The sequence below is a fragment of the Streptomyces sp. MAR4 CNX-425 genome, assembly GCF_048656465.1.
Classification (GTDB): domain Bacteria; phylum Actinomycetota; class Actinomycetes; order Streptomycetales; family Streptomycetaceae; genus Streptomyces.
In genome coordinates, this window is record NZ_JBMDLF010000001.1 from 119808 (window position 1) to 140998 (window position 21191).

Annotated in this window: 19 protein-coding genes and 1 pseudogene; 7 read left to right on the forward strand and 13 right to left on the reverse strand. The window is 75.0% G+C overall.

Annotated elements, in window-relative coordinates; all coding sequences use genetic code 11:
• Nucleotides 1-75 precede the first annotated feature (75 nt).
• From ACHZ99_RS00475 to ACHZ99_RS00495, 5 genes are all read right to left on the reverse strand, one after another.
• A complete protein-coding gene (locus tag ACHZ99_RS00475; RefSeq protein WP_420302267.1) occupies nt 76-747 on the reverse strand; it encodes a response regulator in 672 nt (223 codons plus the stop codon).
• Nucleotides 744-2117, reverse strand: a complete 1374-nt coding sequence (locus tag ACHZ99_RS00480) for a sensor histidine kinase (protein ID WP_420302268.1) — start codon at nt 2115-2117, stop codon at nt 744-746. The genes ACHZ99_RS00475 and ACHZ99_RS00480 overlap by 4 nt, the downstream gene beginning before the upstream one ends.
• A gap of 27 nt (nt 2118-2144) precedes the next feature.
• Nucleotides 2145-3254 (reverse strand): acyltransferase family protein, encoded by a 1110-nt coding sequence (locus tag ACHZ99_RS00485; RefSeq protein WP_420302269.1) that lies wholly within the window; start codon nt 3252-3254, stop codon nt 2145-2147.
• A complete protein-coding gene (locus ACHZ99_RS00490; protein WP_420303153.1) occupies nt 3247-4230 on the reverse strand; it encodes an alpha/beta hydrolase in 984 nt (327 codons plus the stop codon). Before ACHZ99_RS00490 ends, ACHZ99_RS00485 begins: the two co-directional genes overlap by 8 nt.
• 481 nt (nt 4231-4711) lie before the next feature.
• The gene (locus ACHZ99_RS00495) at nt 4712-5476 is read right to left on the reverse strand and encodes a class I SAM-dependent methyltransferase (protein ID WP_420302270.1); all 765 of its coding nucleotides are present in this window, start codon (nt 5474-5476) and stop codon (nt 4712-4714) included.
• Nucleotides 5477-5582: 106 nt separating this feature from the next.
• On the opposite strand from ACHZ99_RS00495, the gene ACHZ99_RS00500 reads away from it, so the two are divergent.
• Nucleotides 5583-6203 (forward strand): 2'-5' RNA ligase family protein, encoded by a 621-nt coding sequence (locus tag ACHZ99_RS00500; RefSeq protein WP_420302271.1) that lies wholly within the window; start codon nt 5583-5585, stop codon nt 6201-6203.
• 12 nt (nt 6204-6215) lie between these two features.
• Here ACHZ99_RS00500 and ACHZ99_RS00505 read toward each other — a convergent pair whose 3' ends face one another.
• Nucleotides 6216-6617: a winged helix-turn-helix transcriptional regulator gene (locus ACHZ99_RS00505; RefSeq protein ID WP_420302272.1), complete on the reverse strand. Its 402-nt coding sequence runs from the start codon at nt 6615-6617 to the stop codon at nt 6216-6218.
• Between the two features lie 100 nt (nt 6618-6717).
• On the opposite strand from ACHZ99_RS00505, the pseudogene ACHZ99_RS00510 reads away from it, so the two are divergent.
• Nucleotides 6718-7152, forward strand: a pseudogene (locus tag ACHZ99_RS00510) (NAD(P)H-binding protein); the annotation flags it as partial.
• A 602-nt stretch (nt 7153-7754) separates the two neighbouring features.
• Here ACHZ99_RS00510 and ACHZ99_RS00515 read toward each other — a convergent pair.
• The gene (locus tag ACHZ99_RS00515) at nt 7755-8375 is read right to left on the reverse strand and encodes a DsbA family protein (RefSeq protein ID WP_420302273.1); all 621 of its coding nucleotides are present in this window, start codon (nt 8373-8375) and stop codon (nt 7755-7757) included.
• 111 nt (nt 8376-8486) lie between these two features.
• On the opposite strand from ACHZ99_RS00515, the gene ACHZ99_RS00520 reads away from it, so the two are divergent.
• Together ACHZ99_RS00520 and ACHZ99_RS00525 are read left to right on the forward strand one after the other, a co-directional pair.
• Nucleotides 8487-9050, forward strand: coding sequence for an AAA family ATPase (locus ACHZ99_RS00520; protein ID WP_420302274.1), 564 nt, complete (start codon nt 8487-8489; stop codon nt 9048-9050).
• Entirely contained in the window at nt 9047-9796 is a 750-nt protein-coding gene (locus ACHZ99_RS00525) for a metallophosphoesterase family protein (protein WP_420302275.1), read from the forward strand. Before ACHZ99_RS00520 ends, ACHZ99_RS00525 begins: the two co-directional genes overlap by 4 nt.
• A gap of 81 nt (nt 9797-9877) precedes the next feature.
• On the opposite strand, the gene ACHZ99_RS00530 is transcribed toward ACHZ99_RS00525, so the two are convergent.
• Nucleotides 9878-10948 (reverse strand): slipin family protein, encoded by a 1071-nt coding sequence (locus ACHZ99_RS00530; RefSeq protein ID WP_420303154.1) that lies wholly within the window; start codon nt 10946-10948, stop codon nt 9878-9880.
• Nucleotides 10949-11162: 214 nt separating this feature from the next.
• Nucleotides 11163-12080, reverse strand: a complete 918-nt coding sequence (locus ACHZ99_RS00535; RefSeq protein ID WP_420302276.1) for a S1 family peptidase — start codon at nt 12078-12080, stop codon at nt 11163-11165.
• Nucleotides 12081-12610: 530 nt separating this feature from the next.
• Here ACHZ99_RS00535 and ACHZ99_RS00540 point away from each other — a divergent pair.
• Nucleotides 12611-13054, forward strand: coding sequence for a cell division protein SepF (locus tag ACHZ99_RS00540; RefSeq protein ID WP_420302277.1), 444 nt, complete (start codon nt 12611-12613; stop codon nt 13052-13054).
• 50 nt (nt 13055-13104) lie between these two features.
• Here ACHZ99_RS00540 and ACHZ99_RS00545 read toward each other — a convergent pair whose 3' ends face one another.
• Nucleotides 13105-14295 carry an acyl-CoA dehydrogenase family protein gene (locus tag ACHZ99_RS00545; protein WP_420302278.1) on the reverse strand — a complete coding sequence of 397 codons (1191 nt, stop codon included), beginning with the start codon at nt 14293-14295 and terminating at the stop codon, nt 13105-13107.
• Nucleotides 14243-15994, reverse strand: coding sequence for an MFS transporter (locus ACHZ99_RS00550; RefSeq protein WP_420302279.1), 1752 nt, complete (start codon nt 15992-15994; stop codon nt 14243-14245). The genes ACHZ99_RS00545 and ACHZ99_RS00550 overlap by 53 nt, the downstream gene beginning before the upstream one ends.
• A 533-nt stretch (nt 15995-16527) precedes the next feature.
• Between ACHZ99_RS00550 and ACHZ99_RS00555 the strand changes: the two genes are divergently transcribed.
• A complete protein-coding gene (locus ACHZ99_RS00555) occupies nt 16528-17496 on the forward strand; it encodes a phosphatase PAP2 family protein (RefSeq protein ID WP_420302280.1) in 969 nt (322 codons plus the stop codon).
• Nucleotides 17497-17543: 47 nt separating this feature from the next.
• Here ACHZ99_RS00555 and ACHZ99_RS00560 read toward each other — a convergent pair whose 3' ends face one another.
• Nucleotides 17544-17768 (reverse strand): I78 family peptidase inhibitor, encoded by a 225-nt coding sequence (locus tag ACHZ99_RS00560; protein WP_420302281.1) that lies wholly within the window; start codon nt 17766-17768, stop codon nt 17544-17546.
• Nucleotides 17769-18173: 405 nt separating this feature from the next.
• On the opposite strand from ACHZ99_RS00560, the gene ctaD reads away from it, so the two are divergent.
• Nucleotides 18174-19853: a cytochrome c oxidase subunit I gene (gene ctaD / locus ACHZ99_RS00565; protein ID WP_420302282.1), complete on the forward strand. Its 1680-nt coding sequence runs from the start codon at nt 18174-18176 to the stop codon at nt 19851-19853.
• Between the two features lie 9 nt (nt 19854-19862).
• Here ctaD and ACHZ99_RS00570 read toward each other — a convergent pair whose 3' ends face one another.
• A complete protein-coding gene (locus tag ACHZ99_RS00570; protein ID WP_420302283.1) occupies nt 19863-21191 on the reverse strand; it encodes an ABC transporter substrate-binding protein in 1329 nt (442 codons plus the stop codon).

Consider the following 21191-nt stretch of genomic DNA (forward strand, 5'->3'; position numbering starts at 1 on the left):
CGTCACGCGCCCGGCGCGTTCGGCGGCGCCGGGAAACAGAGGGACATGCGGCCGTACGGGCCGTACGGGCCGGCGCTAGCGGCCGGTGGGGCGGACGAGGCCCGTTTCGTAGGCGAAGACCGCGGCCTGGGTGCGGTCGCGCAGGGAGAGCTTGGTCAGGATCCGGCCCACGTGGGTCTTCACCGTCTGCTCCGCCACCACCAGCAGCTCGGCGATCTCCGCGTTCGACAGGCCCTGCGCGATCAGGCCCAGCACCTCGGTCTCGCGCTCCGTCAGGACGCCCGCACGGTCCCGGAGCGGGGCCCGCGGGGTGCGGGTCAGGCGGGCGAACTCGGTGATGAGGCGCCTGGTCACGGCGGGGGCGAGCAGGGCGTCGCCGGTGGCGACGACGCGGACGGCGTGGGCCAGCTCGGCGGCCGAGGCGTCCTTGAGGAGGAACCCGGACGCGCCCGCGCGCAGCGCCTCGTACACGTACTCGTCGAGGTCGAAGGTCGTCAGGATCAGCACCCGGACGGCCGCGCCCGGCGGCTCGGTGAGGCGGCGGGTGGCCTCGATGCCGCCGAGGCCCGGCATCCGGATGTCCATCAGCACGACGTCCGGGCGCAGCCCGGCGGCCTTCGCGACGGCGTCGGCGCCGTCCACCGCCTGACCGACGACCTCGATGCCGGGCTCGGCGTCGAGCAGCACGGTGAAGCCCTGGCGCACCATGACCTGGTCGTCGGCGATCAGCACGCGGATGTCCGTCACGGGGTTTCCTCACCGTCGAAGGCAGCGGGCACGGGAGCCGCGGAGGGGGCCACGGGCAGCATCGCGGTGACCTCGTAGCCGCCGTCCGGGGTGGCGCCGGCGGCCAGTTCGCCGCCCAGCATCGCCGCGCGCTCCCGCATCCCGAGCAGCCCGTGCCCCGCGCCCGCCCAGGGCGGGGCGGCGCCCTCGGGCGCGGAGTTGGCGACCCGGACCGTGAGCCCCGCCGGGTGGTAGCCGACCTCCACCCGGGCGCGGGCCCCGGGCGCGTGCCGGGCCACGTTGCTGAGGGCCTCCTGCACGATGCGGTACGCGGACAGCTCGACGCCCGGCGGCAGCGCGTACGGCTCGCCGGCGGTCCCGGTGTCGACGTCCACCCCGGCCCGGCGCACGGCGGCGGCGAGGTCGCCGAGGCGGTCGAGGGTGGGCTGCGGCGTGTGCAGTCCGTCATAGGGGTCGGGGTGGGGGTCGGGGGCGGCGGCGCCCGCTCCCCCGTCGTCGGCGCGGAGCACGCCCAGCACCCGGCGCAGCTCGGCCAGCGCCTCGACGGCGCTCGCGCGGATCCCCGCGAGGTTCTCCCGCAGCTCCGCCGGCGGGTCCGCCACGAGGCGCGGCGCGACCTGCGCCTGGATGGAGATCACCGACATGTGGTGCGCGACCACGTCGTGCAGCTCGCGCGCGATCCTGGTGCGCTCCTGGAGCAGCACGCGCCGGGCGCGCTCCTCGGCGGTCAGCTCCTCCTGCGCCGCCAGCTCCGTACGGGCCACGCGCCGCCCGCGCAGCGCGACGCCGCCGCCGGTGGCGAGGGCGAGCACCAGCACGGCGAACGGCACGCCCACGGCGTCCTCGCCGCCGGCGACGAGGTAGCCGTAGCCGAGCCCCGCCAGCACGCTGATCACCAGCGTCTCGACCGCGATCCGCGGCCGGCAGCGCAGCGCCACCGCGCACAGCACCCCGGCCTGGAGCACGAGCCCGACGCCGGTCCACGGGAACATCGCGCCCGGGTCGGCGCCGGGTGCGGTGTCCGCGTACCGCGCGACGGTCACCATGGCCGCCGTCGTGACCCAGCAGGCGAGCACCGGCCGGGTCAGCGCGGCCAGGAACGCCGCCGTCTGCAGCGTGGCGAGCAGGGCGGCGGGGCGCATGCCCATGTCGTAGCCGAAGGCGTACTGGTTGGTGGCGGCGACGTGCAGGCCCGCGAGCACCAGCAGGAGCGGCACGGCCAGCGCCGGCAGCCACTCGCGCAGCCGGGAGCGCCCGGCGGCCGGTGGCGTACGCGGCTCCGGGCTGACGGCCGTCGTCCACAGGTCCGCGCGCAGCGCCCGCAGCGCGCGCCGCACCGTCCGCAGCCCCGCGGCCCGTCGCTTCGTCATCGTCCCCTCCCTCGCCCTCGCCCCACCCTAGGTACCTCGTGCGGGGGCCGGACTTCTCTCGTACGTATGGAACGCCGCCCGGCACACCAGCAGCGCCGCCGCGAACACCGGCAGCCACCCCACCCTGGCCGCCACCCAGCCGCCCCCGTCCGGCACCGTGTGCAGCCCCGGCAGCGCGCCGCCGCCCGCGAGCAGGCCGAGCGCCGAAATCGCCATCATCGCCGTCTGGTGCCAGAGGTAGACCGTCATCGCCGACAGGTTGAGCAGCGCCACCGCCGCCCACGCCGCCGGCCGCCGCAGCGCCCGGCGCAGCGGCCCGAGCAGCAGCAGCGCCGCGCCGCACTGGGCGAGGCCGAAGGCGGCGGCGGCGAGGGTCGGCGGGTCCAGGTTGGAGACCGCGGCGCCGGGCACGCCGACCATGGCCGCCGGGTAGCCGGCGGCCAGCACCAGCCCCGCCGTCGCCGCCGCGCCGCCGCCGAGCAGGCCGCACGCCGTGCGCCGCCCCGGCAGCCCGCGGCGGGCGCCGCGCGCGCCCAGGGCGTACGGCACGAGCCAGCCCGCGGCGACGTTGACCCAGCCCAGCGCGGCGGGCCCGTCGAGCCGCAGCCGGCACAGGTCGACGCAGCCGACCGCGGCCAGCGGCCACGCCGGGTGCAGCCGGGCGGCCAGCGGGGTCGCCGCGGTGAGCACCGCGAACACCAGCAGGAACCACAGCGGCGACAGCGCGAGCCTGCCGAGGGCCCGCGCGGTCGCGTAGCCGGCGCCGGACGCCAGCAGCACGCCGAGCACCACCGCCCAGACGGCGAGCACGGCGGCGACGGGCCGGAAGAGCCGGACGAGCCGGGCGCGGAGCCAGCGGGCGTAGGAGGTGGTGCGGGCGGCGGCGGAGCGGGCGGCGACGTAGCCGCCGACGAGGAAGAAGACGGCCAGGGTCTGCAACGCCCAGGAGACCGGCGTCAGCCGGGGCAGGTGGCGCAGCGGGCTGGCGGCGCGCACGGTGCCGCTGTCGACGACGAGGGCGGTGACCAGCCAGTGGCCGAGCACGACGCCGAGGATCGCGAGGGCGCGCAGGGCGTCGATCCCGCGGTCGCGGCCGGGCGGGGTGGCGGCGTCGATGCGCATGACGGCGTCACGCACGGCCGCCTCCGCGGAGGGGCGCCGGGACGCGGCCGGTGCAGGCGGCCTCGCCGCTCACTATCCGGGCCAGGCTGCGCAGCGGTACGGAACCGGGGTCGAGGTAGTCGCTGTGGCCGCCGGGGCCCGCGGCGAAGGGGCAGGCGCCGAAGTCCGCCGACACCGGGTCCGGGCCGAAGCCGACGCTGGTCACGAGCAGCGGGATCCGTACGTGCGGCACCTCCCCCACCCAGTCGTCCGCGCCCCGCCCCGCCCACACGGTCGCGGGCGTACGCAGCGCGGCGGCGCGGTCGGCGCCGACCCCCGGGCTGCCGTACAGCACGATGTCCGCGACCCGCAGCCCGGCGGCGGCGCGGCCGCAGACCACGGAGCCGTAGGAGTGGCAGAGCAGCGAGATCCGGGCGCCCGGGCGGGCGGCGGCCAGGGAGCGCACGAAGGCCCGCAGCCGCGGGGCGGCGGCCTCGGCGCGGCCGGCGGTCAGCGCCCCGGGGCTGACGGTGGCGGGCGTGGCGTAGCCGAGCCAGGCGACGACGGCGGCGGGCCGGGCGCCGCCCGGGGCGCCGTTCGCGCGGGCGCGCAGCTCGCGGTGCAGCGCCTCGGCGCCGGCGCGGAAGCGCCCGTACGCGTCGAGGCCGGTGTCCGCGCCGGGGACGAGGACCGCGATCCGCCCCGCGTGCGCCAGGTCGCCGAACACCTCGGCGGTGCGCCCGCCGTCGCGGCCGTCGAACGACAGGAAGTGCCGCCCCGGCGCCGCCATGGCGCGCAGCGAGCCGGCGCGGCGCCGGTCGCCGTGGGCGGCGGCCATCCGCTCGGCGGCGCGGATGCCGTCGCGGTTGGCGGCGTACCGCTGCGCGAGGGCGGCGGGGGTCGCGGCGGCCACGTCGAACGGCACGGCCGGCACGGGCGCCGGCACGGCGGCGGGCCGCGCGGCGGCGGCCACCGGCAGCGCCACGGCGGCGGCGACGCCCCCGGCGAGCAGCGCCCGCCGCAGCCGCCCGCGCGGGCGCCTCCGGCGGGCGGCGGGGGGACCGGAGTCGCGCGGGTGGGCCCGGAGGGCCCGGACGCGGCCGGGACCGGCGCCGAAGGGCCGCGCGCCGGAGACCCCGGCGCCGGTGCCGCCACGGCCACGTATGCGGGAGCCGCAACCCCCACCCCCGCGAAGCCGCGCGCCGGACCACCCGCCGTCGCGCCCGCCCTTCAGCCAGACCCCCGGCAACCCTCCGCCACCCGGCCCCGCCCCGCGGAACCACGCGCGTGCCGCCCCCCGGCGCCTCAAGCCGGGTTCGCGATGCCGGGGCCGTGCCATGGCGGGGTCCTCTCACCGGGTGCGATCCGGTGAGAAAGCTACGAACCGCCGGCCCTCGTCCGCGTCCCGCCCGGGAGCCCACCCGCCACGTAGCTCTCAGGTATGACGGGTACGACGGCCCCGCAGCCCTTCGGCCCCGCCGCCCCGCAATCCCTCAGTCCTTCAGCACCGCCCGGTCGACGACCGTGACCATCGGCACCTCGAACTCCACGCTCTGCGTCTCCGGCCGCGCCGCCAGATACCCCCGCACCCGCGCCAGCAACTGCGCCCGCTCGTCCTCCGGCAACAGCAGCAGCCGCGAGTGCGTGGCGACCATCGCCGTCAGCGAATCGCGCGTGTACCGCGTCCTGTTGGGGAACCGCCGCCGCTCCACCTCCCCGTACGCCTCGTGCGCCGGCAGCTCCACCTCCTCCGCCAGATCCGCGAAGCAGGCTTCGCCACGCGTGACCTCGTCCAGCCCCACGATCCAGTCGACCTCGTGGTCACCGTGGTTCCACAGCCCGGCCGCCACCCCGCCGGGCCGCAGCACCCGGGCGATCTCCGGCAGCGCCCGCTCCGGGGCGAACCAGTGGAACGCCTGGCCCACCAGCACCGCGTCCACGGACCCGGACGGCAGCGGAATCCGCTCCGCCGTGCCCTCCTGCGCCGGCACGTCCGGCAGCGCCCGCCGCAGCTCGTCCAGCATCGCCGCGTCCGGCTCGACGGCCGTGGTCCGCACGCCCTCGGCGACCAGCGCGGCGGTCAGCTTGCCGGTGCCGGCGGCGAGGTCGAGCACGTGCGGCTCGTCGCGGTCCGCGACCGGCTCCAGGGCCCACCGGACCGCGGCCGCGGGGTAGTCGGGGCGGTACTCGGCGTACGCTGCGGCCTGGCTGCCGAAGGAGGAGGCGCGCCGCCGGTGCAGATCGGGGTCCGTAGTCATGATCGCCACGGTACGCCGTGCGGGACGGCGCGGAACACCTGAGGCGCCGCCGCCCGGACCCCGCCCGCCGCCCCCGGGGCCCCGCCCGGCACCGTACGATCCCCGCATGCCCCACCCCGAGGCCGCCCCCGCGCCCGCATCCGAACCGGCGGCGGAGGGCTGGCCCACCGCGCCCGGCACGACCGCGCTGAGCGTGTCGCTGCCGGAGGTGGACCCCGTCGTACGGCACTGGCGCGCCCGCTACGACACCGCCGCCGCCCACGGCGGCACCGCCCACGTCACCGTGCTCTACCCCTTTCTGCACCGCGACCGCGTCGACGCCCCCGTACGCGCCGCGCTGCGGCGGCTGTTCGCCGCGCACGCGGCGTTCCCGGCGACGTTCGCGCGCTGCGGCCGCTTCCCCGGGGTGCTGTACCTCGTCCCCGAGCCGGACGACCCGCTGCGCGCGCTGACGAAGGCGGTCGTCGAACAGTGGCCCCACCACCCGCCGTACGGCGGCGTCCTCGGCGACGTCGACCCGCACCTGACGGTCGCGAACAGCGGCGGCGAGGCGGTGCACGCGGCGATCGAGGCGGACCTCGCGCGCCGGCTGCCGGTCACGGCGCGGGTGGCGGCGGTGGACCTCGTGGCGTACGACGGGAGGCGGTGGCGGCAGTGGCTGCGCTTCCCGCTGGGCACGGACGACGCGGACGGCGCCACCGGCGCGACGGGCACGCACGGGAGCTGACGCCCCGCCGGGTCAGCCCTCCGCGGCTCCCGCGGCCTCCGGGTCCCCCGCCCGCCGCTCGTACGCCTCCCTGGCGTCCAGCAACTCGTCCCAGTGCTCCGCCGCCCACGCGCACGCCGCGTCCAGCGGCTCCAGCATGCTCCGCCCCAGCGGCGTCAGCCCGTACTCCACCCGCTGCGGCGGGCCCTCGTGCACCGTGCGCGACACCAGCCCGTCCCGCTCCAGCGCCCGCAGCGAGCGGGTCATGACCTTCGGCGTCACGCGCCGCAGCGGGACGCGGAGTTCGGAGAAGCGGCGCGGCCCGTCCGCCAGGCACCGGAGGACCAGGGCGCCCCACTTGGCGCCGAAGCGGAACGGCAGCAGCGACGACGGGCACAGCTCGTCGAACATGTCGGGGCGCAGCGGCTCGCTCATCGGACCAGCGTAGGCCGCGGTCCCGGTATCCCGGAGGAAACCGCGGGCCCGGCTAGCGTGCGCGGACGGCTCCGGACGAACGGAAGTGGAGGTACGCGGGATGGGCAGGATCGCGGTGTACGGGGCGGGCGGCAGGGCCGGTCGCCGGGCGGTGGCGGAGGCGCGGCGGCGCGGGCACGAGGTGGTCGCCGTGGTGCGTGACCCGGCGAGGCACGCGGGGGTGGCGGGCGCCGGCGTACGGCTGGCGGCCGGGGACGCGGCGGACCCGGCGGCGGTGGCGGAGACGGCCGCCGGCTGCACGGCGGCGGTCTCCGCGGCGGCGGTGTACGGGGAGGGCACGGACCCGGACGCGTTCTTCCGCGGCTCGGCGGCGGCGCTGACGGCCGGGCTGGTGCGGGCCGGGGTGCCCCGGCTGGTGGTGGTCGGGCTGGCGTCGCTGCTGCCGGACGCGAACGGCCGCCGGCTCCTCGACGACCCGGGGTTCCCGGCGGAGTTCCGCCCCTTCTGCGCGGCGCACGCGGCCGGTCTCGACGTCCTCCGCGCCGCGCCGCCGGAGCTGGACTGGCTCTACGTCAGCCCCGCCGGCGACTTCGACCACGAGGCGCTCGGCGGCCCCGCCCGCCACCTGGCGGCCGGCGCCGCGCTGCTGCTGACCCTGGGCGTCATGAACGTGTACTACGCCGGGGCGGCCAAGCTGGGCGCCGCCCTCGGCCGCGACGGCGCGCTGCCGGCGCGGCTGGCGCGGGGCAGCGCGGCCGGTGAGGTGCCGCGGCGCAGCCTGGCGGTGATCTCGGCGCTGGCGTTCGCGGCGCTGGCCGCGGTGACGCTCACGGACACCGGCACGAAGCCGCTGGTGCTGCTGACGACGGGGTCGTTCACCACGGTGTACGCGGTCGGGGTGGCCGCCGCGCTGCGGCTGCTGCCGCGCGGCGGCGCGGGGCGGAAGGCGGCGGTGGCGGCGCTCGTCGCGGTCGCGGCGCTGCTGGCGGCCTCCGGCCCGTACCTGCTGTGGCCGCTGGCGGTGACGGCGGCGGCGTGGCTGTACACGAGACGCACGGGCCGCCGCCGCGACGGAGTACTAGGTGCGGACCGGGCGCCCCGGGGTGCCCGGTCCGCACCGGCGCGCGGACCGGTCCGTCAGTCGAAGCTCAGCTCGCCCTTGCGCGTGCGCTTCAGCTCGAAGAACTTCGGGTACGTCGCCATCGCCAGCGCCCCGTCGAAGATCCGCAGCGCCTCCTCGCCCCGCGGGATGGCGGTCATCACCGGCCCGAAGAACGCCACGCCGTCGATGTGGATGGTCGGGGTGCCGACCTCCTCGCCGACGGGGTCCATGCCCTCGTGGTGACTGGTGCGCAGCGCCTTGTCGTACTCGTCGGTCTCCGCCGCCGCGGCCAGCTCGGCCGGCAGCCCCACCTCGGCGAGGGCGGCCTCGACGACGGAGTCGAAGTCCTTCTCGTCCTCGTTGTGGATGCGGGTGCCGAGCGCCGTGTACAGGTCGCGCAGGACCTCCTCGCCGTGCTGCTGGGCCGCGGCGATGCAGACCCGCACCGGGCCCCACGCCCGGTCCATCAGGTCGCGGTACCACTCCGGCAGCTCGCGGTCCTCGTTGAGCACGGACAGGCTCATGACCCGGAACCGGAGGTCGATGTCCCGCTGGCGTTCCACCTCGAGAATCCAGCGCGAGGTGATCCACGCGAAGGGACAGGAGGGGTCGAAGTAGAAGTCGACCTTGGGTGCTTCTCCGGCGGCAGCCGCCATGGGGCATCTCCCTGCTGTGATACGGATACTCGCGACGATATCGCCAGCTGCAACGCCCCGCGTCCCGGCCGCATTCCGAGGAGGCCGCCCATTTTCCCCGACCCCCCGGCCGTGCTGCTGCTGACCGGAGTCCAGGCCGCCGGAAAGTCCACCGTCGCCCAGCTGATCGCCGAGCGGCTGCCGCGCTCGGCGCACGTGCGCGGCGACGTCTTCCGCCGCATGGTCGTCGGCGGGCGCGCCGAGCCGACGCCGGACGGATCGCCGGAGGCGCTGGAGCAGCTGCGGCTGCGGTACCGGCTGATGGCCCGTACGGCGGACGCGTACGCGGCGGCGGGGTTCACGGCGGTGGCGCAGGACGTGGTGCTGGGCGGCGAGCTGCCGCGGACCGCGGGCCTGTTCCGTACGGACCCGCTGCTCGTCGTCGTGCTGGCGCCGCGCCCGGAGGCGGTGGCGGCGCGCGAGGCGGGGCGGGCGAAGACGGCGTACGGACGGGAGTGGGGCGTACGGGAACTGGACGCCGTGCTGCGCGAGGAGACCCCGCGGCTCGGCCTCTGGCTGGACACCTCCGGCCAGAGCCCGGCGGAGACGGCGGACGAGGTCCTGGCCCGGGCGTGGCCGGAGGCCCTCGTCGAGCGGGACCGCCGGCCGCCGCCGCCCGGCACCCTGGTCGCATGAGTGAAACCGTAGCCGTGCTCTCCGATGTCCACGGGGTGCTGCCGGCCCTCGAAGCCGTGCTCGCCGAGCCCGACGTGCGCGCCGCCGACGCCGTCGTCCTCACCGGCGACCTCGCCGCCGGGCCGCTCCCCGACCGCACCCTCGACGCGCTGACCGCGCTCGGCGAACGTGCCGTCTGGGTCGGCGGCAACGCCGACCGCGAGCTGGTGGAGTACCGCCGCGGCGCCCGCGACGGCATCCCCGACCCGATCGCGCCCTGGGCGGCGGAGCAGCTGCGCGCGGAGCAGGTCGAGCTCCTGGCGGCGCTGCCGGCGAGCGCGACGCTGCCGGTCGGCGGCCTCGGGCAGGTGTACTTCTGCCACGCCACCCCGCGCGCGGACGACGAGACGGTGCTGGTCGACGCGACGGCCGGGCGGTGGGCGGAGGCGCTGGGCGAGCTGGGGCCGGAGGTGGAGACCGTGGTGCTCGGGCACACGCACATGCCGTTCGCCCGGCTGACGCACGGCCGGCTGGTGGTCAACCCGGGCAGCGTGGGCATGCCGTACGGCCGGCCCGGCGCGCACTGGGCGCTGCTCGGGCCGGGCGGCGCGGCGCTGCGGCGGACCGCGTACGACTACGGGGCGGCCTGCGCCCGCATCGCGGCGGAGTCCGGCTACGCCGGCGCGGCGGCGTGGGCGGACGAGTTCGTGTGGGCGCGCAACTCCGCGGAGAGCGCGCTGACGGCCTTCGGCGGGCGGCCGGAGTAGCGGGGGCGCCGTCCGGTACGCACCCGGGGCGGGCCGGGCACGGCTCCGGCCGTACGCGGCCGGCCCCGCGCCCGTACGCCGTCAGCCCTCCGGCTCCGCCCGGCGCCGCGGCGGCTCCAGCTCCTCGGCCGGCGCCGCGTCCCCGGGCTCCACCGCCTCCGGCCGGCCCACCGGATCCACAGCCTCCGCCGACTCCGCGGCCTCGGCCGACTCCACCGCGCCCAGCGGGTCGATCGGGTCCAGCGGAGCGGGCACGCCGTCGTCCCCGGCGTGCTCCACCGCCGGGGCCCCGAGGTCTGCCGCTGCCGTATCGGCCCCGGCACCCGTGTCCGGGCCGGGCTCCGGCCCCGTACCGGCGCCGCCGCCCGGCGCGCCCAGCTGTTCCGCCACCCCCGGCTGCACCCGCTCCAGGAACCGCAGCAGCTCCACCGGGAACGGGAGCACCAGCGTGGAGTTCTTCTCCGCCGCCACCGACACCACGGTCTGCAACAGCCGCAGTTGCAGCGCGGCCGGGTGGTCGGACATCTGCTGCGCCGCCTGCGCGAGCTTCCGGGACGCCTGGAGCTCCGCGTCGGCGTTGATGACCCGCGCCCGCCGGTCGCGCGCGGCCTCCGCCTGCCGGGCCATGGAGCGCTTCATCGTCTCGGGCAGCGACACGTCCTTGATCTCGACCCGGTCGATGGTGACGCCCCACTCCACCGCGGGGCTGTCGATCATCAGCTCCAGCCCCTGATTGAGCTTCTCCCGGTTGGAGAGCAGGTCGTCCAGGTCGCTCTTGCCGATGATCGACCGCAGGGAGGTCTGGGCCATCTGGGAGACCGCGAAGCGGTAGTCCTCGACCTGCACGACGGCGTCGGCGGGGGCGACGACCTTGAAGTAGACGACGGCGTCGACGCGGACCGTCACGTTGTCCCGGGTGATGCCCTCCTGGGCCGGGATGGGCAGGGTCACGATCTGCATGTTGACCTTGCGCATCCGGTCGACGAACGGAACGATCATCGTGAAGCCGGGGCCGCGGATCCCGGGCCTGAGCCGGCCGAGCCGGAAGATCAGCCCCCGTTCGTACTGCTTGACCACCCGGGCCCCGGCCACCACGTAGATGGCCCCGAGGCAGGCGATGATCACCGCCGCTGCGATCAGTGCCTCGATCATCACGGCCCCCAGCGTCGCGTGCGAGTCAGCCGTCTGCTTCCACGGTAGCTCCGCCGCCGGGCCGGAGACAGGGCCGGGAGGCCGCGTCCGTACCGCATCCGTACCGCGTCCGGCCCCTGACCGGGCCCGTCGCCCCGGAAACCGCACCGCCCCCGCCCGGCGGGGGTCCGGGCGGGGGCGGCGGCCGGGGCGCATCAGGCCCCGTGCGACGGGGTCAGTAGACGCTCACCCCGTAGCGGTTGAGCGCCTCGACGACCGGCTGGTAGAACGTCGTACCGCCGCTGGAGCAGTTGCCGCTGCCGCCGGAGGTCAGGCCGAGGGCCGTCGAACCGGAGAACAGCGGGCCGCCGGAGTCGCCCGGCTCGGCGCACACGTTGGTGCGGACCATGCCGTAGACGACGTCGCCGCCGCCGTAGTTCACGGTCTGGTTCAGCGCCGTGACGGTGCCGCCGTGGAGGCCGGTGGTGGAGCCGCTGCGCTGGACGGACTGCCCGACCCTGGCGTTGGCGGCGCGGGTGATGTCCTGGTTGCTGCCGTTGTAGAGGCTCACGGTGCCGGGGTGGGACTGCCCGGAGTTGCTGTACCGGACCAGCCCGTAGTCGTTCGTCGGGAAGCTGGAGCCGGCGGTCGGGCCGATGGTGTTGGTGCGCGCGGAGTTGCTCCACCAGGTGCCCGCGCCGTCGGTGCAGTGCCCGGCGGTGACGAAGTAGTACGTGCCGCCGCTGCGCACGTTGAAGCCGAGCGAGCAGCGCCAGCCGGAGGCGTAGATCGCCCGGCCGCCGTTGATGTAGCGCTGGAGCTTGCCCTGCATGTGCTCGATCCGCACCGCGTCGGCGTCGGCGCCCGCGGCCCGCTTGATCCGGGCCACCTCGGCCGCGGTCACCGTCTCGTCGACGCTCACGACGAGGGTGCCGGACTTCTTGTCGACGCCCCACGCGGTGCCGCCGACGTCGGCGGCGAGCACCGCGCTGTCGGCTCTCGCGAGAGTGGCGGCGCTGAAGCCCTCGGGCTGCTGTTCGGCGCCCGACGCCGGTACCGCGAGGGCGGTGGCGGCGAGGGCGGCGGTCAGCGCCGCCACGACGGGCAGTCGCTTCCTGGTGCCGCTCTGTGGGGGTGTGCGCTTGATCCTCACTCAGTCCTCCGAGTGTGCTCGGGGACCCGCCGGCGGGCAGGTCCGTGAGGCGCAGCCACGGGGCAGAGAAAACATGGGAGGGCTCGCCCGGAGGGGATCGGTGATCTCCGCCGTGGGGGTGCGGGCCCCTGATTTTCGTCGTGCCCCTGACAAGCGCTGCTGAGAGTATTCAGACGATGACAGCTGTGCACAAGTAGGCACCGGCTCATGGTGGCGCAATCGCGCCGCCGCCCCCGCCCGACCGGCCCGGCCGGACTCCCGACCACTCGAACAGCGGCGGAACCACCCGAGCGGAGGCCGAAACACCCGTCCGGCCCCGCGGAAATCAGCTGTCACCCCGTCAGACCACCCGCGCTCGGGGAACTCTGACGAAGCGACAGCCGTTTCTGTGCCAGTACTGTCACGAACCCGGCGCGTGCCCTCTATCTGATTGGCACATCATCCGCATCATGGATGACCATAGGTGAGCGGACAGACATCCCCGGGCGGCACCGGGGACAGCCCACGCCGCGGGAGAGGAAGGAGGCGTCATGGGATCGGTACGCAGGGCTAGTGCCTGGCTCGGCCTCGTCGACGACAACGAAGACGAGCGCTACTACGACGGGTACGAAGACGACAGCGCAGAGCCCCAGGGAGACGCCGCCTGGACGACGGACCCGCGCGTGCGCGTGGCGTCCCAGGCCGCCCAGGAGAAGGGGCGCCGTATCGCCACCGTGTCGCCGGACGGGTTCCGCGACGCCCGCGGGATCGGCGAGCTCTTCCGCGAGGGCGTCCCGGTCATCGTGAACCTCACGATGCTGGAGGCCGGCGACGCCAAGCGCGTCGTCGACTTCGCGGCGGGTCTGACCTTCGGCCTGCGCGGCTCGATCGAGCGGGTGGCGACGCGGGTGTTCCTGCTGACCCCCGCGGAGTACGCGATCGTGCCCGGCGAGGTGCCGCGCCCCACGCAGGGCGGGTTCTTCAACCAGAGCTGAGGCACGCGGCCGGACATCGAACCGCGGGACCGGGGCTGGGCCGCGACGGCTCAGCCCCGGAACGCGTCCAGCCCCGTCAGCGCCTTGCCCAGCACCAGCTGGTGCATCTCCACCGTGCCCTCGTACGTCAGCACCGACTCCAGGTTCGTGGCGTGCCGCATCACCGGGTACTCCAGCGAGATCCCGTTCGCCCCCAGGATCGTGCGCGCCGTGCGGCAGATGTCGATGGCCTCGCGGACGTTGTTGAGCTTGCCGAAGCTGACCTGTTCCGGACGCAGCGTGCCGGCGTCCATCCGGGTGCCCAGGTGGTGCGCGAGCAGCACCCCCTTGTGCAGTTCGACGGCCATGTCGGCCAGCTTGGCCTGGGTCAGCTGGAAGCCGCCGATGGGCTTGCCGAACTGCTCGCGGGTGCGGGCGTACGCAAGCGCCGCCTCGAAGGAGGACCGGGCCGCGCCCATCGCGCCCCAGACGATGCCGTAGCGGGCGTGGGTCAGGCAGCTCAGCGGGCCGCGCAGCCCGGCGCCCTCCGGCAGCACGGCGTCGCCGGGCAGCCGCACCTCGTCGAGGACCAGCTCGGAGGTGACCGAGGCGCGCAGCGACCACTTGCGGGTGATCTCGGGCGCGGCGAAGCCGGGCGCGTCGGTGGGGACGACGAAGCCGCGGATGCCCTCGTCGGTACGGGCCCACACGACAGCGACGCCGGCCACCGACCCGTTGGTGATCCACATCTTGCGGCCGGTCAGCACCCAGTCCGAGCCGTCCCGCTTGGCGTAGGTGCGCATCCCGGCCGGGTCCGAGCCGTGGTCCGGCTCGGTGAGGCCGAAGCAGCCGATGACCTCGCCGGCCGCCATCCGCGGCAGCCAGTGCCGCTTCTGCTCCTCGGAGCCGAACCGCCGGATCGCGTACATCGCGAGCGAGCCCTGCACGGAGACCAGCGAGCGGATGCCGGAGTCGGCGGCCTCCAGCTCCAGGCAGGCCAGCCCGTACTGCACGGCGGAGGCGCCGGCGCAGCCGTAGCCGGTCAGCGACATGCCCAGCGCGCCCATCCCGCCCAGCTCGCGCGCGAGTTCACGCACGCCGGGCAGCTCGCCGCGCTCGTACCACCCGGCGATGTGCGGCAGGACGCGGTCCGCCGCCCAGCCGCGCACGGTGTCGCGGACGGCGAGGTCCTCGGCGGTGAGAAGGTCGTCAATCCCCAGCGGGTCGGCGGGACTGAACGGCGGCGTACTGCTTGCGGGCATGACTGTCGTCCTCCGGCCGGCCATCGGGGTCAGGGCCCGACGCTACGTGCGCGTAATCGCCGCCGTCCAGCCTGCCCGCACGCGGCGTGACCTCTTGCACACGCCGTACGTCCCACCGGCCGTCGTACGCCTGGCCCGGGCCGTCCGGCGGCCCGCACTCCATCGACCGGGGCAGCCGCAGCGCCGTGACCGCGCCGAGCAGCAGCAGGCCGGCGCTGACCGCCAGCGTCACGTGCATGCCCTGGACGAACGCGTCCCGCGCGGCGGCCCGCAGCGTGGCGCCCGCGGCGCCGCCGAGCTCGCCGGCGATGTCGTACGCCTCGCCGAGCGAGTTGCCCGCGGCGTCGCTCGCGCCGGCCGGTACGCCGGGCACGCTGCCCAGGGCGGGGCGGTAGACGGCGTTCATGACGCTGCCGAGCAGCGCTATGCCGATGCCGGCACCCAGCTGGTACGAGGTCTCGCCGATCGCCGCGACCCCGCCGGCCTGCTCCGCCGGGGCCTCGCTGAGCATCGACTCGTACGCGCCGAAGATGGTCGTCTCCAGCCCGTACCCCAGCAGCACGAAGCCCGCGCACAGCAGCAGCGGCCGGTCCTGTTCGCCCAGGCTGGTCAGCCCGGCGACGGCCACGGCGGTGAGCAGGAAGCCGAGCGCGACCATGGCGCGGGGGCCGAGCCGGGCGACCATGCGGGAGCCCGCGAGCCCCGCGGCCACGGCGGCGAGGGTCAGCGGGATGAGCCGCAGCCCGGTCTGGAGCGGGCTGAGGCCGAGGACGAGCTGCATGTACTGCACGGCGACGAGCTGTAGGCCGACGAGGGCGAGCAGCGCGAGCACGATGCAGCTCACGGCGGTGCCGAAGCACCGGCAGGAGATGACGGTGAAGTCGACGAGCGGGTGGGCGCGGCGGCGCTGCCTGCGGACGAAGAGCACGAGCAGGGCGCAGCCGCCCGCGAACGGCAGGACGACCGACGGGGCCAGCGGCCCGTCGCCGGCGCCGGCGTGCTTCAGGGCGAGGACGACGCCGAAGAGGCCGACGGCCGCGATCAGCGCGCCGAGGACGTCCCAGGGGCCGGCTCCGTCGGCGGTGGACTCCGGCAGCAGCCAGCGGCCCACGGGCACGGCGACGACCATCAGCGGGATGTTGACCAGGAAGACCGAGCCCCACCAGAAGTGCTCCAGCAGGAAGCCGCCGAGCAGCGGCCCGATGGCCGCGCCGACGGCGGCGGTGGCGCTCCACAGGCCGATGGCCGCGGCGCGCTCGCGGCGGTCGGGGAAGACCTGGCGCAGGATCGACAGCGTGGCCGGCATGATCATGGCGCCGCCGACGCCGAGCAGCGCGCGGGCGGCGATCAGCATGTGCGGGCCGCTCGCGGCGGCGGCGAGCGCGGAGGCGACGCCGAAGATCGCGTAGCCGAGGAGCAGCACGCGGCGGCGGCCCACGCGGTCGCCGAGGGTGCCGAAGAGGATGAGCAGGGAGGCGGCGACGAGGGGGTAGGCGTCGACGATCCACAGCAGGTCGACGGCGCTGGGCCGGAGGTCCTCGGTGAGCGCCGGGACGGCGACGTGGAGCACGGTCGCGTCGAGGGCGACGAGGAGCAGGCTGGAGCAGAGGACGGCGAGGACGGTCCAGCGTCCCGCACCGGCGCCGTACCCGCCGGGAACGTTCCGCGGCGGGGCGGTGGCCGTGGCCGTCCCTGACATCTGTGCACCTCCCGGACTCGCGCGAGTCGACAGCGTACGCGAGTCCGCCCGCGGCGGACCGCGGGCGGCGGCGGGCGGGGCGGCGGCGCTACGGGTTGCGGCGGACCTTGCACCCGGTGTGTCCGAACGGGTCCGCTGACGTGCCATGATTGCCCGTTCCCGGGCCGGGAAGTGACATGTTGAGGCTTTGCGCACCAGATGTGACGCCCGCCACACCCCACGGGGGCACCGGGCCGCCCGCCAGGCGAACGGCCCGCAACGGCACGGCGAATCTCCGATAAACGGAGGAGCGCGAAAAACAATTGACCGATTGGCCGCACTCAGATATTCCCAGAAAGCGGAAGACAAGAGTCCTGAAAAGGCGGTGGGGTAAGTGCCGTTGACGAGGCAGTCCACATCACATAGGCATTACAGATCCGTCCGTTTGGTCAATCCCCGGCACGCGGCCATGTAGCGTCGATTCCGTGCGTACCGACGAGAGGCCTGCGCAGGTAGCGGAGCGCCCGACCACCCCCCGCGGCTGGCAGCCGCGCATGACCAGAACCCGGCTGTGGCTCTTCTGGTCGTCGCTGGCCGTCTACGCGGCGATCGTCGCGGCCGTGGTGGTCACGTCGTGGCTGGTGCACCTCGACTGGCAGCTGATGCTCTACCGGCCGTACAAGCAATGGCCGGAGTACCACGCCTTCCTGGACTACTTCGTGGTGCTCGGACAGCGCGCCCCCACCGCCGTCGCCGTGCTGTCCTGGCTGCTCTGGCGGTCCTGGCGGCAGCACACCGTGCGCCCGCTGCTCATCCTGGCCGGCTCGCTGCTCCTGCTGAACGTCACGGTCGGCGCGGCCAAGATCGGCATGGGCCGGCTCGGCCCGCACTACGCCACCGAGATCGGCTCGAACGAGATGTGGGCCGGCGGCGATATATTTCCCTCGGGTCACACCGCGAACGCCGTCGTGACCTGGGGCGTCGTGGCCTACCTGGCGTCGACCCCGGGGGCCCGCAGAACCGCCTCCGTGGCCTGCGCGACGGTGGCGCTGGGCGTCGGCGGGACGACGGTCTACCTCGGGACGCACTGGCTCAGCGACGTGCTGCTCGGCTGGGTCGCCGGCCTGCTCGTGCTGCTCGCCCTGCCCTGGTTCGAGCCCCTCGTGGCCCGCACCGAGGCGTGGCTGTTCCGCCTCCGCGACCGGCTGCGCGGCCACCCGGCCGCCGGCCCGCCCGCGCCCGCCTCGCTGTCCCCGCTGGCCACCCGCGTCTCGATCGTCTCGCAGCGGCCGACCGGCACCGGCACGCCGGCCGGCACCGACGCGCAGTCGCAGAACACCCGGGAGATGGCCCGCGTCAGCTCCGGTACGGGCTCGGCCGCCCGCACCGACACCTGGCCGCACCTGGCCCCCCGCCCGCTCCCCGCGCGGCACGAGCGCCCCACGGGCACCCCGGCGGGCCACCGCCGCCCGCCGCAGTCGGACCGCCCCGGCGGCCGCCCGCAGGCCCGCACGGGCGGCTGAGCGGGTGCCGGGGCCGCGCCCCGGCGCCGGGGGCGCCCCGGCCCGTACTAGCCGACCCAGCAGCGCGTGACGCGGCCGTCCTGGACGGTGAAGTTCAGCCGCCCGCCCATGAACTCCATGGTGATGATGGCCCCCGGGGGCAGCGAGCGGACCGTGCTCCAGCCGCGCCCCCTGGCCTGCTCCTCGGCGTCGGCGGCGGCCAGCCCGACGTAGCGCTCGGGCTCGTCGTCGGGGTTCGGGGACGGGGTCGGCAGGTTCGGTGGAGTCGCCATGACGTCCACGCTAGGCCCCAGGTCACGGCCGCGGTAGGGCCGCGCCGCACGGGGATGTCCCGGCCCTGTTCACCGCGGGTCACACTTCTGTCACAGCGCCAGCCGGCCGTCGAACGGCCCGAAAGGGCACCCGTACGGGCGTCCGAAAAGCATCTCCTGACGGGCTGTCGGGAAATACTTCCGGTGTCCCTAAACTCACCTGCCGTTTACCTTGCGGTCAGGCTGAAATTCACCGAATTTCCCCCGGACGGTGCCCGTTGTCAGCTCCGCATAAATAGCCCGGGCGGCCCCCGCGACACACCGGGCGAACGCGCGTAGCGCGCCGGATCCGTACACCGGTGGCACCGTCGTGCCGTGGACGAGGTCGACGTCACACATGGGCCACGAGCGGAAGGTGCAGAGGCGATGGGGACGACAGAGGCGGCACCGGCACCCGCTCCCCCGCGCATCCGGCGGCACGGCTCCGTGGTCGTGGACTGGCTGACGACGACGGACCACAAGAAGATCGGGCACCTCTACCTCATCACCTCCTTCGCCTTCTTCCTCTTCGCCGGGCTGCTGGCGATGCTGATGCGGGCGGAGCTGGCCCGGCCGGGGATGCAGCTGATCAGCCACGAGCAGTTCAACCAGTCGTTCACGATCCACGGCACGATCATGCTGCTGCTCTTCGCCACGCCGACCTTCGCCGGGTTCGCCAACGAGATCATGCCACTCCAGATCGGCGCCCCCGACGTGGCCTTCCCGCGGCTGAACATGCTGTCGTACTGGCTGTTCCTCTTCGGCGGGCTGATCGTGGTGAGCGCCTACCTCACGCCCAGCGGCCCCGCGGACTTCGGCTGGTTCGCGTACGCGCCGCTGAACAGCGACGTCTACTCCCCCGGGATCGGCGCGGACCTGTGGATCATGGGGCTGGCGCTGGCCGGCTTCGGCACCATCCTGGGCGCGGTCAACTTCCTCACCACGATCATCGGGATGCGCGCGCCCGGCATGACGATGTTCCGGATGCCGATCTTCACCTGGAACGTCCTGTTCACCTCGATCCTCGTGCTGATGGCGTTCCCGGTGCTGGCGGCGGCGCTGCTGGTGCTGGAGTCGGACCGGCGGCTGGGCTCGATGGTCTTCGACGGGTCCGTGGGCGGGGCGCTGCTGTGGCAGCACCTCTTCTGGTTCTTCGGCCACCCGGAGGTCTACATCATCGCGCTGCCGTTCTTCGGCATCGTCAGCGAGATCATCCCGGTCTTCTCCCGCAAGCCGATCTTCGGCTACGTGATGCTGGTGGCCGCCACCATCGCCATCACGGCCCTGTCGATCATGGTCTGGGCGCACCACATGTTCGCCACCGGGGCGGTGCTGCTGCCGTTCTTCTCGCTCATGTCGTTCCTGATCGCGGTGCCCACGGGGGTGAAGTTCTTCAACTGGATCGGCACCATGATGGGCGGCTCGCTGTCGTTCGAGACGCCGATGCTGTGGTCGATCGGGTTCCTGGTCAGCTTCCTCTTCGGCGGGCTGACGGGCGTGCTGCTGGCCTCGCCGCCGCTGGACTTCCACGTCACGGACACGTACTTCGTCGTCGGCCACTTCCACTACGTCGTCTTCGGCACGGTGGTGTTCGCGACCTTCGCCGGCTTCTACTTCTGGTGGCCGAAGTTCACCGGGAAGATGCTGGACGAGCGGCTGGGGAAGATCCACTTCTGGACCCTCTTCGTCGGCTTCCACGCCACGTTCCTCGTGCACCACTGGCTGGGCGTGGAGGGGATGCCGCGGCGGTACGCGGACTACCTGGCCGCCGACGGCTTCACCACCCTCAACACGATCTCCACCATCGGCGCCTTCCTCCTCGGCGCCTCCACGCTGCCGTTCCTGTACAACCTCTGGCTCACGGCGAAGGAGGGCAGGAAGGTCGACGTGGACGACCCGTGGGGCTTCGGCCGCTCCCTGGAGTGGGCCACCTCCTGCCCGCCGCCGCGGCACAACTTCGTCACCCTGCCCCGGATCCGCTCCGAGTCGCCGGCCTTCGACCTGCACCACCCGTACGCCGTGCCGCAGGAGCAGCGGACCGCGCCGCCCTCCGAGACCCCCGGGTAGGGGCGCCGGTCAGGGCCGGTAGGGCAGCTGCGGCACCGTGAAGCAGTTCTCCGTCATCTCGCCCTGGCTGACCCAGCCGCCGGCGCCGTCGTTCGCGCCGTCCTGCCAGCGGGCCGCCGACACGCACGTGCGCCGCTTCGCCGGCGGCTCGGCGAGCCGCTCGAACCGGGTGGGCAGCAGCAGCCCGTCCGCGTCGTACGGCTCGGCGCGCGTCATGAAGTCCTCGACGCACCCGCGCGTCAGCTCCGCGCCGCAGGACTGCGCGGCGTCCGCGAACCACATCGCCGCCGCCCAGCCCTCCAGCTGCCACTGCGAGCGGGTTTCGGTGTCGGCGTAGCGGTCCATGCCGTCCCGGAACGCCCGCACCGCCGGGTGGCCGGTGTCCGCGTAGTTGCGGCTGGAGCCGGTGACCCACAGGGAGTTGCGGCAGCGGCCGGCGTCGGCGAAGTCCTCCCGGACGGTGGAGTTCCAGTTCTGCACGTTGGTGACCTTCGCGGTCAGCTCCACGCCGGCCTCGTCGAGCGCCTGGCACAGCTTGGCGTTGCCGCCCGTGTCGATCGCGTCGAAGACGAGGTCGACGTCGCGGGCGCGCAGGTCGGCGGCGACCGCGTCGAAGTTCGGCAGCGTGAAGTCGACCTGCTCGGTGACGACGTCGTAGCCCTCGGCCCGCAGCCCGCCGGTGACGCTGCGCGCGTACGAGGCCGAGGCCGCCTGGTTGTACGAGACGACGGCGGCGCTGCGGGCGCCGTGCTCCCGCTTGAAGTAGCGGTAGACCTCGGTGCCGCCGTACAGGTCGCCGCCCCAGCCCGGCTCGCCGCCGGTGCGCGGGGCGCGGCTGCCGTAGATGGCGTAGAGGTGCGGGTACGTCTCGTACGCGGCCCCGATCGGCTGGCCGCCGATGTCCGGCACGCCGGCCTCGCTGACCTGCGGGGCGCCGGCGTAGTTCAGCGAGGAGGTGGCAACGAGGGCGAACACCTTCTCCTTCAGCACCAGTTCGCGCACGCACTCGCTGTTGCCCAGGCCGCTGCCGCCGTCGTCGCAGGTGACGGCCTCGACGGGGCGGCCGCCCAGGCCGCCGCGCGCGTTCAGCGCCGCGAAGTAGGCCCGCGCGCCGTCCTGCGGCCCGCTGAACGCGTCGCCCACCGGGCTCGTCTCGCTGGCGATGAGCCCGACCCGGACCGGCTCCCCGCTCGCCGCGCCCGAGGGCGCGGCACCGCCGGGCGGCCCCGCGGACCGCTCGGCGAACTCGCTCTCAGGCACCCGGCTGCCACACGCGGCGGTCAGCAGCAGCACACCAAGAATCGCCACCGCCCTCGCGGCACCCCCGCAGCGGCGCAT